General features: G+C 74.9%; 15 protein-coding genes and 2 rRNA genes. 1 reads left to right on the top strand and 16 read right to left on the bottom strand.

The annotated features are described in order from the left end of the window. Window positions 1-12: 12 nt before the first annotated feature. Window positions 13-789, top strand: coding sequence for a hypothetical protein (locus Q0967_RS07150; RefSeq protein WP_298749666.1), 777 nt, complete (start codon window positions 13-15; stop codon window positions 787-789). Between the two features lie 71 nt (window positions 790-860). Here the strand turns inward: Q0967_RS07150 and Q0967_RS07145 are convergent, their stop codons facing one another. The 16 genes from Q0967_RS07145 to Q0967_RS07070 form a co-directional block, all read right to left on the bottom strand. Then, entirely contained in the window at window positions 861-2,240 is a 1,380-nt protein-coding gene (locus Q0967_RS07145; RefSeq protein WP_298749668.1) for a sugar porter family MFS transporter, read from the bottom strand. A 101-nt stretch (window positions 2,241-2,341) separates the two neighbouring features. Beyond that, window positions 2,342-2,953, bottom strand: a complete 612-nt coding sequence (locus Q0967_RS07140; protein WP_298749671.1) for an NUDIX hydrolase — start codon at window positions 2,951-2,953, stop codon at window positions 2,342-2,344. After that, window positions 2,953-4,647, bottom strand: a complete 1,695-nt coding sequence (locus Q0967_RS07135; RefSeq protein WP_298749673.1) for a CTP synthase — start codon at window positions 4,645-4,647, stop codon at window positions 2,953-2,955. The genes Q0967_RS07140 and Q0967_RS07135 overlap by 1 nt, the downstream gene beginning before the upstream one ends. A 92-nt stretch (window positions 4,648-4,739) precedes the next feature. Next, a complete protein-coding gene (locus Q0967_RS07130; protein WP_298749675.1) occupies window positions 4,740-6,773 on the bottom strand; it encodes an alpha/beta hydrolase fold domain-containing protein in 2,034 nt (677 codons plus the stop codon). Next, window positions 6,770-8,467, bottom strand: coding sequence for a lipid II flippase MurJ (locus Q0967_RS07125; RefSeq protein ID WP_298749678.1), 1,698 nt, complete (start codon window positions 8,465-8,467; stop codon window positions 6,770-6,772). The genes Q0967_RS07130 and Q0967_RS07125 overlap by 4 nt, the downstream gene beginning before the upstream one ends. Further along, the gene (locus tag Q0967_RS07120) at window positions 8,464-9,321 is read right to left on the bottom strand and encodes a hypothetical protein (RefSeq protein ID WP_298749680.1); all 858 of its coding nucleotides are present in this window, start codon (window positions 9,319-9,321) and stop codon (window positions 8,464-8,466) included. Before Q0967_RS07120 ends, Q0967_RS07125 begins: the two co-directional genes overlap by 4 nt. Window positions 9,322-9,347: 26 nt before the next feature. Continuing rightward, window positions 9,348-10,412: a copper transporter gene (locus tag Q0967_RS07115; RefSeq protein WP_298749682.1), complete on the bottom strand. Its 1,065-nt coding sequence runs from the start codon at window positions 10,410-10,412 to the stop codon at window positions 9,348-9,350. Further along, a complete protein-coding gene (gene steA / locus Q0967_RS07110; RefSeq protein ID WP_298749684.1) occupies window positions 10,409-11,587 on the bottom strand; it encodes a putative cytokinetic ring protein SteA in 1,179 nt (392 codons plus the stop codon). The genes Q0967_RS07115 and steA overlap by 4 nt, the downstream gene beginning before the upstream one ends. Further along, window positions 11,584-13,371, bottom strand: coding sequence for a DNA repair protein RecN (gene recN, locus Q0967_RS07105; protein ID WP_298749686.1), 1,788 nt, complete (start codon window positions 13,369-13,371; stop codon window positions 11,584-11,586). The genes steA and recN overlap by 4 nt, the downstream gene beginning before the upstream one ends. Beyond that, the gene (locus Q0967_RS07100) at window positions 13,368-14,297 is read right to left on the bottom strand and encodes an NAD kinase (protein WP_298749688.1); all 930 of its coding nucleotides are present in this window, start codon (window positions 14,295-14,297) and stop codon (window positions 13,368-13,370) included. Before Q0967_RS07100 ends, recN begins: the two co-directional genes overlap by 4 nt. Then, entirely contained in the window at window positions 14,294-15,163 is an 870-nt protein-coding gene (locus Q0967_RS07095) for a TlyA family RNA methyltransferase (protein WP_298749690.1), read from the bottom strand. The genes Q0967_RS07100 and Q0967_RS07095 overlap by 4 nt, the downstream gene beginning before the upstream one ends. After that, window positions 15,160-15,447: a hypothetical protein gene (locus Q0967_RS07090; protein WP_298749692.1), complete on the bottom strand. Its 288-nt coding sequence runs from the start codon at window positions 15,445-15,447 to the stop codon at window positions 15,160-15,162. The genes Q0967_RS07095 and Q0967_RS07090 overlap by 4 nt, the downstream gene beginning before the upstream one ends. Further along, window positions 15,444-16,274, bottom strand: a complete 831-nt coding sequence (locus Q0967_RS07085) for an HAD-IIA family hydrolase (protein ID WP_298749694.1) — start codon at window positions 16,272-16,274, stop codon at window positions 15,444-15,446. The genes Q0967_RS07090 and Q0967_RS07085 overlap by 4 nt, the downstream gene beginning before the upstream one ends. Next, the gene (locus Q0967_RS07080; RefSeq protein ID WP_298749696.1) at window positions 16,271-17,260 is read right to left on the bottom strand and encodes a lipopolysaccharide assembly protein LapB; all 990 of its coding nucleotides are present in this window, start codon (window positions 17,258-17,260) and stop codon (window positions 16,271-16,273) included. The genes Q0967_RS07085 and Q0967_RS07080 overlap by 4 nt, the downstream gene beginning before the upstream one ends. Before the next feature lie 115 nt (window positions 17,261-17,375). Next, window positions 17,376-17,492, bottom strand: a 5S ribosomal RNA gene (rrf, locus tag Q0967_RS07075). Between the two features lie 96 nt (window positions 17,493-17,588). Further along, window positions 17,589-17,771, bottom strand: a 23S ribosomal RNA gene (locus Q0967_RS07070); the annotation flags it as partial.

Raw genomic sequence — 17,771 nt, 5'->3', positions numbered from 1 at the left:
GACTCCGCGTCGGTGCCAGTGCCTGGGACCGACCCCGCCGGCCGTGACGTACGGCTCACGCGGTGGGGGCGCCGGCTCGCCGGAGTCGTGGTCATCCTGCTCTGGGCGACCTGGGCCGGGCTCTCGCTCGTGGGTGGCTTCCAGATGGTCGACCACAGCCAGGCCGTGGAGGACCTGTCGTCCGGCAGGATGACGAGCTACGCCCTGGTGGAGGACCGACCCGGCGGCAGCTCCTCCAGCACCGGGTGGTGGACGCAGCAGCAGCTCGCGCCGGGCTCCGTGGAGGACCTGCAGACCGGCACGACCTCCGTGGTCTACACCGTGGCCGGCGCGCGCCCACGCCTGGTGGTGCCGGGCCACGTCATCCCCGGCGTGAACAGCTGGGGGTCCTGGACGGAGGCCGAGGTCACGTGGATCGAGGAGGACCTCGTGACCAGCGGGCTGCCGTCCACGGTCGCCTCGGTGGCCCCTGGACGCATCCTGCAGGCACACGGTCTGCTCGGCCTGGTGCTGGCCGTCAGCATGCTGGTGCGGGTGGTCTTCGGAGCCGCCCCGGTCCACGGCACCCGGTGGTTCTGGTTCTGGCTCATCGGCCTGCCTGCGGGCCTGGGGGTGCTGGCCTACGCGATCTGGGAGGAGGGCGGGTGGCGAGACCGCCGCGCGCCGAGGCCGCAGCAGCGGTCCTCAGGCGGCTACGGCTTCGCCATCCTGCTGCTCGGCTCGTTCGTCCTGACGGCCGGCAGCCAGCTGCTCACCTGGCTGCTCGGGGTCACCGTCATCCCCCTCTGAGCGGGTGACCACCGCGGCGTCGTCCGGGCCGGCAGCAGCCCCCCGCGCCGACGCCCCGGCGGTCTGACCTTCTACCCCGCCTTCATCGCGGCGCTGCCGGCGAGGTCGAGGGTCTCCTCCATCTCCTCCAGCGGGATGCCCTTGGTCTCCGGCATGACCTTGATCGTCCAGAACGTCATGGCCACCCCACCGAGGAGGAAGATGAGGAAGGCGACACCGCCGCCCAGGTTCCCGGCGATCGCGGGGAACGACCAGGAGATCGCCGCCGCGAACGTCCAGTGGGTGAGCGCCCCGAAGGACTGGCCCCGGGCGCGGATGGCGTTGGGGAAGATCTCGGCGATGAACACCCAGATGACCGCTCCCTGCCCGAAGGCGTGCACCCCGACGAAGAGCATGATGCTGGCGACCACCAGACCGCTGGTGACCCCGGTGAAGTTCCCCTCGTAGGCGAAGAACAGCACCGTCAGCAGGCCGAGGGTGAGCACGTACCCGGCCGAGCAGACGAGCATGAGGAAGCGCCGGCCCACCCGGTCGATGAGCGTCAGCGCCAGGATCGTCGCGAGCAGGTTGACGAGCCCCACGCCGGCGCTGTTGAGGAAGGCCGCGCTCTCGCCCAGACCGGCGCTCTCGAAGATGGTCGGGGCGTAGTAGAGCACCGCGTTGATGCCGCCCAGCTGGTTGAAGGCGGCGATGGCGAAGGCGAGCAGGATGACCTTGCGGTGCCCCGAGGTGAAGAAGGGCACCTTGGCACTGTCCCCCTCGGTCTCCAGCGCCTCCTTGATCTCCTCGCGCTGCACCCGCGCCTCCTCCTCGTCCGCGGTCAGCTGGTCGATGACCTCCCGGGCCTCCTCGTCCCGGCCCACCGCCATCAGCCACCGGGGGCTCTCGGGCACGAGGAACACCAGGAGCGCGAAGACCAGCGCCGGGAGCGCCTCGGCCCCGAACATCCAGCGCCAGGCGGTGTCCTCCGGGAAGAGGCTCAGGATGGCGAAGTTGGAGAGGTAGGCAAGCAGGATGCCGACGGTGATGTTGAACTGGAACAGCCCGACGAGTCGCCCACGGTGCCGTGGAGGTGCGACCTCCGCGTTGTAGATCGGTGCGACCGAGGTCGCCGCACCGACCCCGAGACCGCCGATGAAGCGGAAGACCATGAAGACGACCCAGTCGGTCGCCAGGGCGCTCCCGAGCGCGGAGACGACGTAGAGGACGCCGATGACGATGAGCACCGGTTTGCGACCGAACCGGTCGGCGGGCTTGCCGAGCCCGGCGTAGGCGGCACCGACGACGGTGCCGATGAGGGCCGTCGCGACGGTGAAGCCGAGCGCGAACCCGGACAACCCGAAGACCTCGGTCAGGTCCGAGGTGGTGCCCGAGATCACCGCCGTGTCGAACCCGAAGAGCAGGCCCCCCAGGGCCGCGATGATGGCACTCCGAAGCACCAGTGGCTGCATGTCCGCTCCTTTGCCGACGGCGAGGATCACCCGGTATGACGCCACGTCACCCTGGCACACTCGACGGCCACCAGCATCCCGGGCACGCCGGGGGCGGGCGTTCAGCCCGGCGAACCCCGCCTGCTGTGCAGCGCCAGCACGGACAGCATGAGCGGCCCGTTGTGCACCTGCCCACCCAGCACGGCGGCCACCGCGTCGCTCAGGCTGACCCAGCCGGACGGCATACCGGCCTCCTCGCCCTCCCGGGCGTGCCGCTGCGCCTCGGGGACGTCGGCGAGACCGGTGGCGACGAAGACGTGGATGGTCTCGTCGAGCCCGCCCGGCGAGGGCGTGAACGACACCAGGGGCTCCCAGTGGTCGGCCCGCAGGTCGGCCTCCTCGGCCAGCTCCCGGCGCGCCGCCTCCACCGGCGGCTCCCCCTCGACGTCGAGCAGCCCCGCCGGGATCTCCCAGTCCTCGACGCCGATGGGGTGACGGTACTGCCGGATGACGAAGACCTCGGGCTCACCCCGGTCCTCGCGCACCGCGAGGACGGCGACCGCGCCGGTGTGGTGGACGTACTCCCGGCTCGCCGGACCGTCGTCGAGCTCGACCTCGTCGCGGTGCACGTCCCAGACGGCACCCCGCATCGCCACCTCGGTGCTACGCACCGGGCGGGACCCGGGAAGGTCGACGAGCTCGGGCAGGCCCAGCCGGGGCGCGGAGAGGGTCATCAGTCGGGCATCTCGTGGTGGCGCTGCCGCTCGACCTCGACGAGCCGCTGGCTGCGCTGCGCGTCCAGCGCCGCCGCGACGAGGCCGGCGAACAGGGGGTGCGCGTGGTCGGGCCGCGACTTGAACTCGGGGTGCGCCTGGGTGGCGACGTAGTAGGGGTGCACCTCGCGGGGCAGCTCGACGAACTCCACCAGGCCGCCGTCCGGCGACTGGCCGCTGACGACGAGCCCGGCGGCCCCGAGCCGGTCGCGGAAGCCGTTGTTGACCTCGTAGCGGTGCCGGTGCCGCTCGGTCACGTCGGTGGTCCCGTAGGCCTCCGCCACGACCGACCCCTCGGTCAGGACGGCCGGGTAGGACCCCAGCCGCATGGTGCCGCCCAGGTCCCCCGCGCCCTCGACGAAGGACTTCTGCTCCTCCATCGTCGCGATGACCGGCGCCGGGGTGTCCGGGTCGAACTCGGTGGAGCTCGCGCCCTCGATGCCCGCGACGTGCCGTGCGTGCTCGATGACCATGGCCTGCAGTCCCAGGCAGATGCCGAGCGTCGGGACATGCCGCTCCCGCGCCCAGCGCAGCGCCCCGATCTTGCCCTCGATGCCGCGCACGCCGAACCCGCCGGGCACGAGGATCGCGTCGACGCCGCCGAGCGCCCGGGCCGCCCCCGCCTCGGTGCGGCACTCGTCGGAGGCCACCCAGCGGATGTCGACCTTGGCGTCGTGCTTGAACCCACCGGCGCGCATGGCCTCGGTCACCGACAGGTAGGCGTCCGGCAGGTCGACGTACTTGCCGACCAGGGCGATCTCGACGCGGTGCTCGGGCTCGTGCACCCGCTCGAGCAGCGCGTCCCAGGCCGACCAGTCGACATCCCGGAACGGCATCCCGAGGTGCCGGACGACATACGCGTCCAGCATCTCGGTGTGCAGGACCTTGGGGATGTCGTAGATCGAGGGGGCGTCCACGGCCGCGGCCACCGCGTCGGAGTCGACGTCGCACATCATCGAGATCTTGCGCTTGATGCCCTCGGGGATCTCCCGGTCGGCGCGCAGCACCAGGGCGTCGGGGGTGATGCCGACCTGCCGCAGCGCCGCCACCGAGTGCTGCGTCGGCTTGGTCTTGAGCTCGCCGCTGGGCGCGAGGTAGGGCACCAGCGAGACGTGCAGGAAGAAGGAGTGGGCACGGCCGATGTCGTGGCGCACCTGCCGGGCGGCCTCGAGGAAGGGCAGCGACTCGATGTCGCCGACGGTCCCCCCGACCTCGGTGATGATGATGTCGGGTCGCTCCCCCGGCGGCCGGTCCGCGGCCGCCCGCATGCGCGCCTTGATCTCGTTGGTGATGTGCGGGATGACCTGGACGGTGTCGCCGAGGTAGTCGCCGCGCCGCTCCTTGGCGATGACGTCGTTGTAGATCTGCCCGGTGGTGACGTTGGACCGGCCCCACAGGTCGGTGTTGAGGAAGCGTTCGTAGTGCCCGATGTCCAGGTCGCACTCCGCGCCGTCCTCGGTGACGAACACCTCGCCGTGCTGGAAGGGGTTCATCGTGCCCGGGTCGACGTTGATATAGGGGTCGAGCTTCTGCATCGTCACCCGCAGCCCCCTGCTCCGGAGCAGGAACCCGAGGCTCGAGGCCGTCAGTCCCTTCCCGAGCGAGGAGGCGACGCCTCCGGTCACAAAGATGTGCTTCGTCGTCGTCTCGGCCACGGGCTTGCATCCTACGTGACGTCCGCGCGGTCCGGGACAGGGGTCGTCACCGGGCGCGTCACCGGGGGTGGCGCGCCGGGGTGCCGTGCAGGTCACGCAGGCCCGGGCGCGAGGCGGTCCGCCAGCCAGGACCGGGCGGTGGCCAGGAGCTCGAGCGCCAGCGGGTGGCGGGGCGCCCACGCCTCGAAGCCGTGCGGCGCGCCCGCCACGACCTCGAGGGTGACGTCGGTGCCCGCGGCGCGCAGCCGGCGGGCGTAGTCGGTGTCCTCGTCGAAGAACAGCTCGATGTCGGAGGTCGAGATCCAGGTCGGGGGCAGGCCGCTCAGGTCCTCCCGACGGGCCGGTGCGGCGTACGGCGGGAGGGACGGGGCTCCCACGGCCGCCCCCAGGTAGGCCGACCAGCCGACGCGGTTGGACCGGTTGTCCCAGACGAGGTGGCCGACGGCGTCCCGGTCGCGGTCCACGGCGGTGCGGTCGTCGAGCATCGGGCAGAAGAGCCACTGCGCCGCCACGGGGTCTCCCCCGTCGACGACCCGCTGGACGAGGCTCGCGGCGAGCCCGCCGCCGGCGCTCTGCCCGCCGATCGCCAGGCGCCCGTGGTCGAGGCCGAGCTCCGCGGCGTGGGCGCGCAGCCACCGCCACCCCGTGAGGCAGTCGTCCAGCGCCGCAGGGAAGGGGTGCCGCGGCGCCAGGCGGTAGTCCACCGAGACCACGGTGACCCCGGTGTCGCGCGCCGTCTGGCCGCAGTGCCGGTCGTCCATCGCGGCCGACCCCAGCACCAGTCCACCCCCGTGGATCCACAGCAGCCCGGCGCCGGACGGACGCGACGGCGTGTAGACCCGCAGCCGGACGCCGTGGTGCCGCACCACGCGCCGGCTGACCGACGCGACCCGCCGGCCGGGCACGAGGGCGGTCACCGACCGTGCCAGGAGCAGCGCGGTCCTGCTCTCGAGGTCGACGCGGGGTGCCCTCAGCGCGGCGGCGCGCAAGGTCGGGTCGACAGGGGTGTCCGGTCCGGGCAGGACTCCTCGGTATGCCGTGAGCACCGCCTCCAGCGCGTCCAGCCTGGTCGGCAGCCGGCCCGCCCTGTCGCGGGCCCGTCGGGCGAGGTCCGCCCGGGCCCCGGGGTCGAGGAGGAGACCGGCGACGGCCCCGGCCAGCTCGGCGGACGAGCCCGGGCGCACCAGCACCCCCGCCCCGCCGAGGAGGTCCGCTGTGCCCCCCACGTCGGTGGCGACGACCGGGGCGCCGGCGGCGAGCGCCTCCTGCAGGACCAACGGCTGCCCCTCCCAGTCCGCGGACGACACGACGACGTCCGCACCGGCGAGCAGCCGCGGGACGTCCTGCCGGTGGCCCAGGAAGTGCACGTCGCCCCCGCCGCTCGCCGCCTGCTCGCGGAGGGCGGCGGCGAGGGGTCCCTCGCCGACCACCACCAGGACCGGGGAAGACCCGAGTCGGGGATCCTCGCGCAGGCGGCGGTAGGCGTCCAGGAGCAGGTCCACCCGCTTCTGGCGGGCCAGCCGGCCCGCCGCGAGGACCACCCCCGCTCCGTCCGGGACCCCGAGCTCGGCGCGCAGCTCCCGCGCGGCCAGCTCACGCTGCGCGTCGGTGGCCGGAGCGGCCGCCGAGGAGGGGACCACCGCGAGGCCCGTGGCCCGCGCACCGCGCCGCCGGGCCCGCTCCACCAGGTCCGACGAGACCCCCAGCACGAGGTCCGCCCGGGAGCAGACCAGGGCCTCGAGGGCGGCATACGTCCACGATGCCGCAGGCCCGTCCGGAGGACCGTTGTGGCTCGTGACCACCAGGGGGACCCGACGGGACCGCCCTCGGCCGACGGACAGGGCCGCAGCGGCTCCGGCGCGGACGCCGTGGGCGTGCACCACCTGCGCGCCCCGGGCCAGGCGTCGCAACCGGGCGTGAGAGCGGGCGAGGTCGCCCGGCGAGCCGACGCCGACCTCCACCGCCTGGACCCGGGCCCCGGTAGCGACCAGGTCGAACCGGTCCGCCACGCTCTGCGGGCAGGCCACCACCACGGCCTGACCGGCGCCCACGAGCTCCACGGCGAGCTGGCGCACGTGTCGACCGACGCCGCCTCCGACGACCCCGACGACCAGCAGCACCCTCACCGGTCCCCCTCCGGCGGTCGTCTCCGCATCCGCACCCGCTCACGCAGGGGCGCCGCCGCCTCCCGGTCCAGCAGCAGGACGACGCCGAGCACCCCCGCGGCGGCGACCGCCCCCCGCAGCACGCCCAGGGCCACCGCCACCGCCAGCGTCGTCCGTGCCTCCGACGCGTCGGACGCCCCTGGCAGCTGGACGGCGACCAGCACCCCGACCAGCGCGCCGGCCAGGGACACCAGCACGGCGCGGGGCAGTCCGGAGAGCGACCCCGGCCCCCACGCCACCCGGGTGGACCAGGCGAGGACGCCGGCCGAGACGAGCATCCCCACCGACGACGCGCCGGCCAGCAGCACCAGGACCCCGGCCACACCGTCGGCGGCGGCCACCTCCGCCCCGAGGAGACCCACGAGGGCCGCGAGGAGCCAGCCGCAGGCGGCTCCGACCGCCGCCGCGCGGGGCCGGCCGGCGACGTAGAGCGCCCGGGTGAGCAGCGCGACGAGGCCGAACCCGACGAGACCGGGCGCGAGGACGGCCAGGGCGGCGGGCAGGGCTCCCAACGCCTCCCGCCCGGCTCCCCCGGCACCGGCGTCGAGGGCGAGGAAGGCCGCCCCCACCTCGCCGCTGGCGGCGACCAGGGCGGCGGCGCCGGCGACCGCGGCCGCGACCACCGCGGTGGCGGTCCGGCGCAGGACCGCGCGGGTCCGCGCCGCCTCCCCCACGAGACGCGGGAAGGCTGCCGTGGCCAGCGGGACCACCAGCACGGCATAGGGCAGCAGGTAGACGGTCTGGGCGTACGTCCAGACCGTGATCCCGCCGACACCGGTGCTGTTGGCCACGAGGATGACCACCACGGTGAAGACCTGCTGGGTCCCCACGGTCACCAGCCCGGCGAGCGCCAGCCCGCCCGCGAGGCGCCCCGAGCCGGCCGGGAAGCGCAGGGTGGGACGCCACCGCACCCCGGCGCGGGCGGCCGGGAGCAGGAGCGGCAGGCTGAGCGCGACCACCCCGACGGTGGTGCCGCCGGCCAGCAGGAGCAGCGCCCGGTCCGGCACCTCGTCCAGCGGGACGTCGGCGTCGACGGTGGCGCCGACGAGCAGGTACACGGCGATGACCACGAGGCTGGACAGCAGCGGGGCGAGCGCGGCGGCGAGGAAGCGCCGGTGGGCCTGCAGCACCCCGGTGACCACGATGCCGATGCCGTAGAGGACCACCTGGGGCGCGAAGAGCAGCAGCATGAGGCGGCCGGCCCGCTGGGCCGCGTCCGGGTCGCAGCCACCGGGGTCGCCGGCACCGAGCAGCGCGGAGGTGATCGGCCCCGCGAGCACCGCCGCCAGGAGCCCGAGCGGCACGAGGACGACCAGCGCCCACCCCAGCAGCGCCGAGGCGGTCCGGTCCGCGCGGTCCTCGTCGCCGTCCTGCAGGTGCCGCGCCACCAGCGGGACTGCCACCGCGGCGAGCGCCCCGCCCGCCGCGATCTCGAACACGACGTTGGGGATGAGGTTGACGGTGGTGTAGACCTGCCCCAGGCAGGTCGTCCCCACCGCCTCCGAGAAGACCACCCAGCGGGCGACCCCGGCCACGCGGGCGAGCAGGGTGGTGGCCGCGACGACGCCCGCCGCGGCGAGCAGCCCCTGCCCGATGATCCGGCTGCTCGGCCCCGTTCCCGGCCCAGGTCGTGGTCCGGGTCCGGACGAGCTCATCGGCGCCCCCAGCGGTCCAGCTGACGCAGGCCGGGGGTCGCGTCGATGACCCGGGAGAAGCTGACCCGCTCGCTGAGCAGGGTCAGGCCGGCCAGGACGGTGAGCCAGGTCCAGCGGGCCCGGGGCGGCAGGTGGCGGACCGCGGCCACCCCCAGGGCCGCGCCCACGGCGTTGGCCCCGGTGTCACCGAGCATGCTCCGGCCGCCCAGGTCGTCGGGCAGGGCGGCGAGGGCGGCGCCCGAGCAGGCCGCCGCCGCCGGCTGCGTGCGCGCCAGGGGCAGGCCGACGAGGAGCGCGACCTTGAGCGTCCGGCCGGGGCGCAGGTCCAGCAGGTTGGCGAGGTTCGCGGCACCGGCGACGACCCCGGCGGCAGCGAGGGTGGACGACCCCCGTCCCCGGCCGCGGTCGGCCTCCCAGGCGGCCAGGGCGCCGGCCGTCACGAGCACCCCGATCTTGAGGGCGCCGGTGGTCACCCGCCCCCGCCGCAGGGCGCCGAGATGCCCCCGCAGCCCCTTGACGCCGCTGTCTCCCGCCAGGTCGTCGACGGCACCTCCGCCCGCGGCGAGCAGCACCGCCACGGCCGAGGCGGGCTCGGCCAGGGCCAGCGGCGCCGCCGTGCCGATCGCCAGGGCCACCCCCTCCACCAGCGTCACCTCGTCGCCGCGGTGGTTCACCCGGACCCAGCGCCGGCCACCACCGGGCAGGAGGCCGCCGCGGTCCAGCCGGCGCACCCCCCAGGTGAGCGCTGCGGCCGCGCCGCCGACGGCGCCGGCGGGCGGGCCTGCTGGACCCCCGGCACCGACGGTGGGGCGGGCCGAGGTCACGGCACCGACAGGGGGGCCGGCCGAGGTCATGGGACCGACGGTGGGGCCGGCCGACGTCACGGGGCCGACGTGGTCTCGGCGTCGTCGGGCACCGGCTCGCCCGCGGGAGCCTGCCCGTCGGTGCCCGGGATGACGCCGAGCCGCAGCGGCGGCGGCGCCGGCACCGGTGCCTCCGCCTGGCGGCCGAGCCCGTAGTGCCCGGCCTCCCCCTGCAGCTCCCAGGCCAGCCCGAGCACCGCCGCCGCCCGGCCGCTGGCGCTCTCCAGGTCGTCGACGGTCGAGACCTCGTCCCGGAGGTCCCCCTCGTCACGGATGGCCTGGACGAGGGCGTCCTCGCCGCCGCCGTCGGCCAGCGCGTTAGTCTCGGTGCCGGCCGCCCCGACCACCAGCGGCTGCTCCAGGGCGGCCAGCGTGCGGACGAGGTCCAGCCGGGTGCTCAGCCGGGTCTCGGCCTCCGGTGCCGCGTCGTCGTCCCCCTCGGGCAGCCCGCCCCCGACGACGACCATGGCGTCCGGGGGGCGACGGTCGGTGACCTGCGCCGCCTGCCCCTGCCAACGCAGGTCGAGCAGGCCCTCCTCCTCCAGCTGCTCGGCGGACGCCAGCCAGGCTCCCACGTCGCCGTCCGGGTCCGACCCTGCCAGGGTGGCCCCGAGGAGCGCACCCAGCCCGGTCTGGTCCAGACCCCGGACCTCCGGGACCTCCACGGTGCTCGCGAGCCGGTCGACCACCGCCTCGTCGACCTCCCCGGCGTCCAGCGAGTCGTCGACCTCGACCTCCAGCACCAGTGCTCCGCCGGCCTCGGCGACACGGTCCTCCAGCAGGGCCACGTGGTTGCGGTCGGCCCCGGGCAGCACCACGAGGGCCACGCGGGTGCCGTTGAGGGTGCCGGCCACCCCGCGCGGGCTGAGCAGGTCGACGGCCTCGTCCTTCGCCTCGGCCTGCCGCGCCCGCACGTCCAGCTCGGTCCGCAGCTCGGTCCGCTCGGTGCGCAGCTGGCCGACCTCCTCGTCGATGGTGTCCGAGATGCCCTCGCGCAGCGGGCCGGCGCCCAGCACGATCCCGACCGCCAGGGCGATGAAGACCGCGACCAGCGACACGAGGTGGTAGCGGAAGTCGATCACGGTGAGAACAGCCCCTCCATCCAGGCCCAGACGTCGTCCCATCGTACGGCCAGCACGCCCAGCAGGGCCCTGCCGCCAGGGGTGACCGCCAGGGCGACGAGCAGGGCCAGCAACCCGGCCAGCACCAGCCAGACCAGTGACACCGTGGGGATCCGCGACCGGTACAGCAGGCTCACCCCCTTGGCGTCCACCAGCTTGCTCCCGACCCGCAGCCGGGTGAGGAAGGTGCTGGCCATCCCCTGCCTGCCCTTGTCGAGAAACTCCACCAGGGTCGCGTGCGTGCCGACCGCCACGATGAGCTCGGCCCCGAGCTCGTCCGCCAGCAGCATGGCGATGTCCTCGCTCGTCCCCGGCGCCGGCAGCACGACCGCGTCGGTGACCCCCAGGGCCTGCACCCGTTCCAACCCCGGGGCGCGGCCGTCGCGGTAGGCGTGCACGACCAGCTCGGCGCCGCTGGTCAGCGCGGCGTCGGACACCGAGTCCATGTCGCCGACGACGAGGTCCGGGGTGTGACCCATCTCCAGCAGCGCGTCGGCCCCGCCGTCGACGCCGATGAGGACGGGTCTGGCCTCGCGCAGGAACGGACGCAGGGTCTGCAGGTCCTCCTTGTAGTGGTAGCCGCGCACGACCACCAGGGCGTACCGCCCGGCGAAGCTGGTGCGCAGCTCGGGGACCCCGATGCCGTCCAGCAGCAGCTCGCGCTCCGCGCGGACATACTCCATGGTGTTGTGCGAGAACGCCTCGATCTGCTCGGAGAGGTTGCCTCGGGCGTCCTCCTGCTGCTCGCGGACCAGCTCCGGCGTCATCCGGACCCCCTCCGCGACGACGGCTCCGTCGGCCCGGACCTGCTCGCCGGTGACGGTGACGGTCGTCCCCTCGGGCAGGCTCATCACCTCGCTGCCGGCGGCGTCGATGAGCGGTATGCCCGCCTCCAGGAGGATCTGGGGGCCCATGTTGGGGTAGGCGCCGGTCGTGGACGAGGCGGCGTTGACGACCGCGACCGGCGCGCAGGCGACGAGGGCGGCGGCGCTGACCTGGTCGAGGTCGGCGTGGTCGATGACCGCGACGTCCCCGGGCTGCAGCCGCGCCGTCAGCCGCTTGGTGCGCGCGTCGACCCGCGCCGGGCCCACCACGGGACCGGCGTGGCGGGTGCTCGCTCGGCGCCTCGTGCTCATCCGGCGTCAATGGTCGCACGACGGGAGAGCAGCTCCCGAGCGTGCTCCAGCGCCGCGTCGGAGTCGGCGACCCCGCCCAGCATGCGCGCCAGCTCCGCCTCGCGCTCGGGCCCCTCCACGACGCTCACGTCGCTGCTCGTGACCTGCCCGTCGGTGCTCTTGCGCACGACGAGATGGCGGTCGGCGTGCGCGGCGACCTGCCCCAGGTGGGTGACGACGACGACCTGCGCGGTGCTCGCCAACCGTGCCAGGCGCGCCCCCAGGTCCAGCGCGGCCGCGCCGCCGACGCCGGCGTCGACCTCGTCGAAGACGTAGGTGGGGACCGACCCGTCGCCGCAGACCAGCTCGAGCGCGAGCATGACGCGGGACAGCTCTCCTCCCGAGGCCGCTCTGGTGACGGATCGTGCGGGGGCTCCGGGGTTGGCGGCCAGCCGGATCTCGACGGTGTCGAGGCCGGAGCGGCCGGCCCGCACCAGGGACCCGTCGGCCAGCTCGACCACCGGCTCCCCGGGGCCGTCCTGCGGGCCCTCCGCCCCCGCCGGCCGCTCGGGCCGGCGGTGGCCCACCTCGATGCTGACCGTCGCCGAACCCATGGCCAGGTGGGCGAGCTCCTCGGTCACCGTCGCCGCGACCCGCTCGGCGGTCGCCCGTCGGAGGGCGCCGAGCTCGACGCCGCGGCGCCCCGTCTCGTCCCGCAACCGGGCCACCTCCGAGGCCAGGGTGGCGAGGTCGTCGTCGGAGACGTCGATGTCGTGCAGCTCCTGCGCCGCCCGTCGGGCGAAGGCCAGCACCTCCTCGGTGCTCGAGCCATACCGCCGCAGGAGCGCGCCGATCTCGGAGCGCCGCGCGTGCACGGACTCCAGTCGCTCCGGGTCGACGTCGACCCCGGCGGCGTAGCCCGCCAGCTCCGGCCCGAGGTCGCTCGCGAGGTAGAGCAGGTCCTGCACCCGGCGCTGCAGCCCTGCCAGCTCCTCGTCGTGCTCGGCCGCCGGACCGAGGGCCGCGACCGCGGTCCCCAGCAGGCCGGAGACCGACGGTCCGTCCGCCGCACCGGTGGCGGGGTCGCCCCCGACGAGCGCGTCGTGGGCGGTGTGCGCCGCCTGGCGCAGCTCCTCGGCATACGTCAGGCGGTCCGCCTCCGCACGGAGGTCGGACTCCTCCCCCGTCGCCGGGTCGACCCGCTCGATCTCCTCCACGGCGGTGCGCAGGGCGGACACGCGGAGCGAGCGCTCGGCGGTCGTCCTCGTCAGCTCGGCCCACCGCGCCCGGGCCTGCTGCCACTCCTGCCAGGCCGCGGCATACGTCTCGGCGGCCGCGGCGAGGTCGGAACCGCCGGCGGCGTCCAGCAGGACGCGGTGCTGCTCGGTGTCCCGGAGCCGCCACTGGTCCGCCTGGCCGTGGACCGCCACGAGGTGCTCGCCGACCTCCCCCAGGACCGAGACGGGTGCGCTGCGTCCCCCGACGCTGGCGCGGGACCGGCCCTCGGCGGCCACCGTGCGCACCAGGATGAGCCCGTCCGTGGCGTCACCCCCGGCCTCCTCCACCCGCCGGGCGGCGGGGTGCTCCCGGGGCACGTCGACCTCACCCTCCACCACGGCGCGGGAGGCCCCGGCGCGCACCAGGCCGGCGTCGGCGCGCTCGCCCAGGAGCAACCCCAGGCCGCTGACCACCATCGTCTTGCCGGCGCCCGTCTCGCCGGTGATGACGTTGAGGCCGGGGGCCAGGTCGAGCTCGGCCTCCTCGATGACCCCGAGCTGCTGGAGCCGGATGCGCCGCAGGGTCACGCCGTGACCTCGGGCGGACCACCGGCGGGACCGCGCCACCCGGAGACCGGGAGGGCGAACTTGGCGACGAGACGGTCGGTGAAGGCGCCGGTCCCGAGCCGCGCCAGCAGGACCGGCGTCGTGGACCGTCGCACCTCGATGCGCGCACCCGGCGGGAGCTCGACGGTGCGCCGCCCGTCGCACCACATCACGCCGGTGACGTGGCTGTGGGGGACCACCTCGACGGCCAGGTGGGCGTCCGGACCGAGGACCACGGGACGTGCGAAGAGGGCGTGCGCGGAGATGGGGACGACGAGCAGCGCCTCCACGTCGGGCCAGATGATCGGCCCGCCACCGGAGAACGCGTAGGCGGTCGACCCCGTGGGGGTGGACATGACGACGCCGTCGCAGCCCCAGGTGGACAGCGGTCGTCCGTCGACCTCGACCGCCAGCTCCAGCATCCGCTCCCGGGCGGACTTCTCGACGCTCGCCTCGTTGAGGGCCCAGTTGTGGCAGACCACCCGGCCGTCGTGCACGACGTCGACCTCCAGCGTCATCCGCCGCTCGACGTGGTAGTCCCGGTCGACGATGCGGGCCACGATGACCTCGATGTCGTCCTTCTCCGCCTCGGCCAGGAAACCGACCCGCCCGAGGTTCACCCCCAGCAGCGGCGTCCCGGCCGGTCGGGCGATCTCCGCCCCCCGCAGGATGGTGCCGTCGCCGCCGAAGACGACCACCAGCTCGCAGCCCGAGGCGTCGACGTGCCCCGGCACCGGGCTCTTCAGGGCGACCACCTCGCTGTCGCCGACCACCTGGTGGGTGGGGTCCGCCTCGGGGACGACCTCGACCTCGATGCCGTGCCGGCCCAGCCGCTCGGCGAACTCGCTCGCCAGGTGCGGGACGTCGGACCGCGTCGGGTGGGTCACGAGCATGATCCGCCGGCTCATCCGTCCTCCTGTGCTCGGGCGCTGATCAGGGCGGCCATACCGGTCCGCCCTGGTGCACAGCCCATCATGCCTCCCCCGTCCCCGCAGGGGCCCGGGTGGGCGCACCGGCGCAGCCACCAGAGGTACTCCACGTTGCCGCTGGCCCCGCGCAACGGGGAGAGGAGCAGGTCCTGCGGGGACAGGCCGTGCTCGCGGGCCTGCGCGTCGAGCTCCTGGAGCACGCGCTCGCGCTGCGCCGAGGACCGCACGACCCCGCCGCGACCGAGAGCGTCCGCGCCGACCTCGAACTGCGGCTTGACGAGGAGCACGAGGTCGGCACCGGGAGCGGCGAGCCCGGCGAGGTGCGCCAGCACCACCGACAGCGAGATGAAGGACAGGTCGGCGACCACCACCTCGAAGGGACCCCCGAGGGGCCCGGGGGTCGCGTCCCTCACCGAGAGCCCCGGTCGGTCCTCCACCCGCGGGTCCTCGAGCAGCACCGGGGAGAGCTGTCCGTGGCCCACGTCCAGGGCCACCACGCGGGCCGCCCCGCGCTCGAGCAGCACCTGGGTGAAGCCGCCGGTGGATGCACCGACGTCCAGAGCCGCGCGTCCGCCGACCCGCTCGGCCACCTCCGGCCACGCCTCCAGCGCGTGCGCGAGCTTGACCGCCCCACGCCCGACCCAGCCGCGGCGCACCCAGGCGGACTCGGTGCCGGCTCCCGACCCCTCGACCCGCACGTCGTCGTCCGCGGAGACCGGGTGCGCGGGCCGACGGACGGTCTGTCCACCCACCCGGACGAGGCCGTCCCGGACCAGCAGCTGTGCCTGGGTGCGGCTCGAGGCCAGACCCCTGGCGACGAGCGCACGGTCCAGCCGGACGCTCACCGGGGCCGCGGCCTGGCCCCTGCCGAGCCGGGCTGGTCGGGATCCGGGCTCGTCAGCCGGGCCTGCAGCGACCGGTGGGCCGTGGCGAGGGCGTCGGCCACCGACGCCGGGTCCCCCTCGTCGAGTCCACGCCGCAGGGTCCGCAGGGTCGCGTCGACCTCGTCGTCCCCCGTGGCGGGCGGAGCCCCAGTCGCCTGGAGGTCGGTCGGGGCGAGGTCGGTCGGGGCGGTAGGCCCGTCAGACCCCTCCTGCGGCCGGGCACCTGGGCCTGCTCCGCCGCTCACGTGGCACCCCACAGACCGGCCAGGTCCAGGAGCGTGCTCGCGACGTGGTCGGGACGCTGGTCGTCGGGCGCCGCCTCCGCCTCGGCCCGGTCGGAGACCCCGGTTAGGACCAGGGCGCTCGGCAGCCCGGCCGCCCGGGCACCGGCGATGTCGGTCTCCAGCCGGTCCCCCACCATGAGGGTCTGCTCGCGCGGGTGGCCGAGCCGGCGTAGGCCGACGACGTAGGCGGGGCGGTGCGGCTTGCCCACGACCCTCGGGCGACGCTGGGTGGCGTGGGCCACGGCCGCCACGAGCGAGCCGTTGCCCGGCGCCAGGCCGCGCGCGGTGGGCAGGGTCGCGTCGTCGTTGGTGGCGATCCACGGGACACCGGAGCGGACCGCGTAGGCGGCCTCGGTGAGGTCGGTGACCCCTAGCCGGGGTCCGTAGCCCTGGACCACCGCGCCCACCTCCGGCGCCCCGTCCTGCTCAGCGGCCGCCGCCATCTCCTCGGGGGAGATCACCGCGAAGCCGGCGTCGCGCAGCGCGCGCGCCACGCCCTCCCCGCCCACGGCGAGGACCGGGGCGGAGCCCAGCAGCTGCGGGTGCTCCTCCCCGAGCACCTCCGCCGCCACCTGCGAGGCGGTGAGGATCTCGTGCTCCTCGGCGCGGACCCCCAGGTCGGTCAGATGGCGCGCGACCGTCTCGGGCGTCCGCGAGGCGTTGTTCGTCATGAAGAGCACGTCCACGCCCGCGTCGCGGGCGCTCCTCAACCCTTCCACGGCCCCCGCGCAAGCCTGGTCGCCCCGGTAGACCACGCCGTCCAGGTCGCAGAGGAGGCCGGAGATCACGACCGGTTCTCCGGGCGTCCGCGGCCCTCACCTGCGTGGCGGGACGCCGTGCCCGCGCCGGACCGGTCCGTGCCCTCGACCGGGTCGTCGTCGCCCAGGTCCACCACCCAGGCCTCGTCACTGGTCCCGAGCCGCTCCGCGGCGTCGGTCTCGCCGTTGACGTCGACCTCGGCCGCCGAGGCGTACCACTCCTGTGCCTCGTCGACCCGGCCCGCACCCTCCAGCGCCGACGCGTAGGCGTAGCGGACGCGGGCCGCCCACGGCTGCCGCGCCGTGCTCGCCCGGGCCAGCCGCTCGATGTGCTGGACGGCGGCGGCGTGCTGCCCGAGATCGGCGCGTGCGCCGGTCACGACGATCGCCAGCTCCACCTGCTCCGCCGCCGCGAGACGGGCCGCCTCGGGCGAGGCCGCCAGCTCGACAGCACGCTCCGGGCGCCCGAGACCGCGCTCGACGTCGGCCATGAGGGGCAGGAGGTGCTGGGACCCGCTGAGCCGGCGAGCCGTGCGGAACTCGGCCAGGGCCTTGGCCCACTCACCCCGGCGGTAGTAGACGACGCCCAGGGTCTCCCGGACCCCGGCGACGCGCCCGGCGCGACGGGCGGCCGCCTCCGCGTGGGCCAGGGCCAGCTCGTAGTCCTCGGCGTCCAGCAGCCGCCCGACCATCACCAGGTGGCCCCCCACGCCCTCGGCGTTCTCCTTGCTCAGCGTCCGCAGCTCGCTGCGCAGCGAGCGGTCCAGCCCACCGGCGTCGGCGTCCTCGGGCAGCGGGGGCTCGGGGATCCTGGTCGGCCGGCGCACGTCCGACCGGTCCGCGGAGTCCGCGCGCGACGGGCGTCCGGCCCCGGGCCCGCCCCGTGGACCGCCCCGGCCCTGCTGCTCGCGGGCGCCGTCGTCGCGACCCCGCCGCTCTCCCCGGCGTCCGCGACCGTCGTCCCGTCGCTCGCGCCCCTCGGGGCGCGGGCCGGAGACCGGGCGTTCCTGGTTCACGGGTGTCCTCTCGTCTGCAGCCTGGGGCATCATTCTTGCAGGTCCGCGCGGGCGGCCCCGCCCTGGACATGCGGAAAGGGCCCGCCCTGGTGGGCGGGCCCTTCCGTGAATGGTGGTCCGGCGGTGTCCTACTCTCCCACACCGTTCCCAGTGCAGTACCATCGGCGCTGTCAGGCTTAGCTTCCGGGTTCGGAATGTGACCGGGCGTTTCCCTGACGCTATGACCGCCGTAACATGTTTGACCATGTCACAACCTTGCCTGTTGGGTGGTTGTGGGTCAGGAACCGTGCAGTGGACGCGAGCATATGTAGAGCGATGAAACTTGGGTTTTGTTAAGTTGTCGGCTTATTAGTACCGGTCAGCTACGCACATTGCTGTGCTTCCACGTCCGGCCTATCAACCCAGTAGTCTAGCTGGGAGCCTCTCCACCCGTCAGGGTGATGGAAACCTCATCTCGAAGTGTGCTTCCCGCTTAGATGCTTTCAGCGGTTATCACGTCCGAACGTAGCTA

The sequence above is a fragment of the uncultured Serinicoccus sp. genome (assembly GCF_947500995.1).
In the GTDB taxonomy this organism is placed as follows: domain Bacteria; phylum Actinomycetota; class Actinomycetes; order Actinomycetales; family Dermatophilaceae; genus Ornithinicoccus.
The sequence above is the reverse complement of the archived record's forward strand: the minus strand, read 5'-3'. Positions and strand labels throughout refer to the sequence as shown.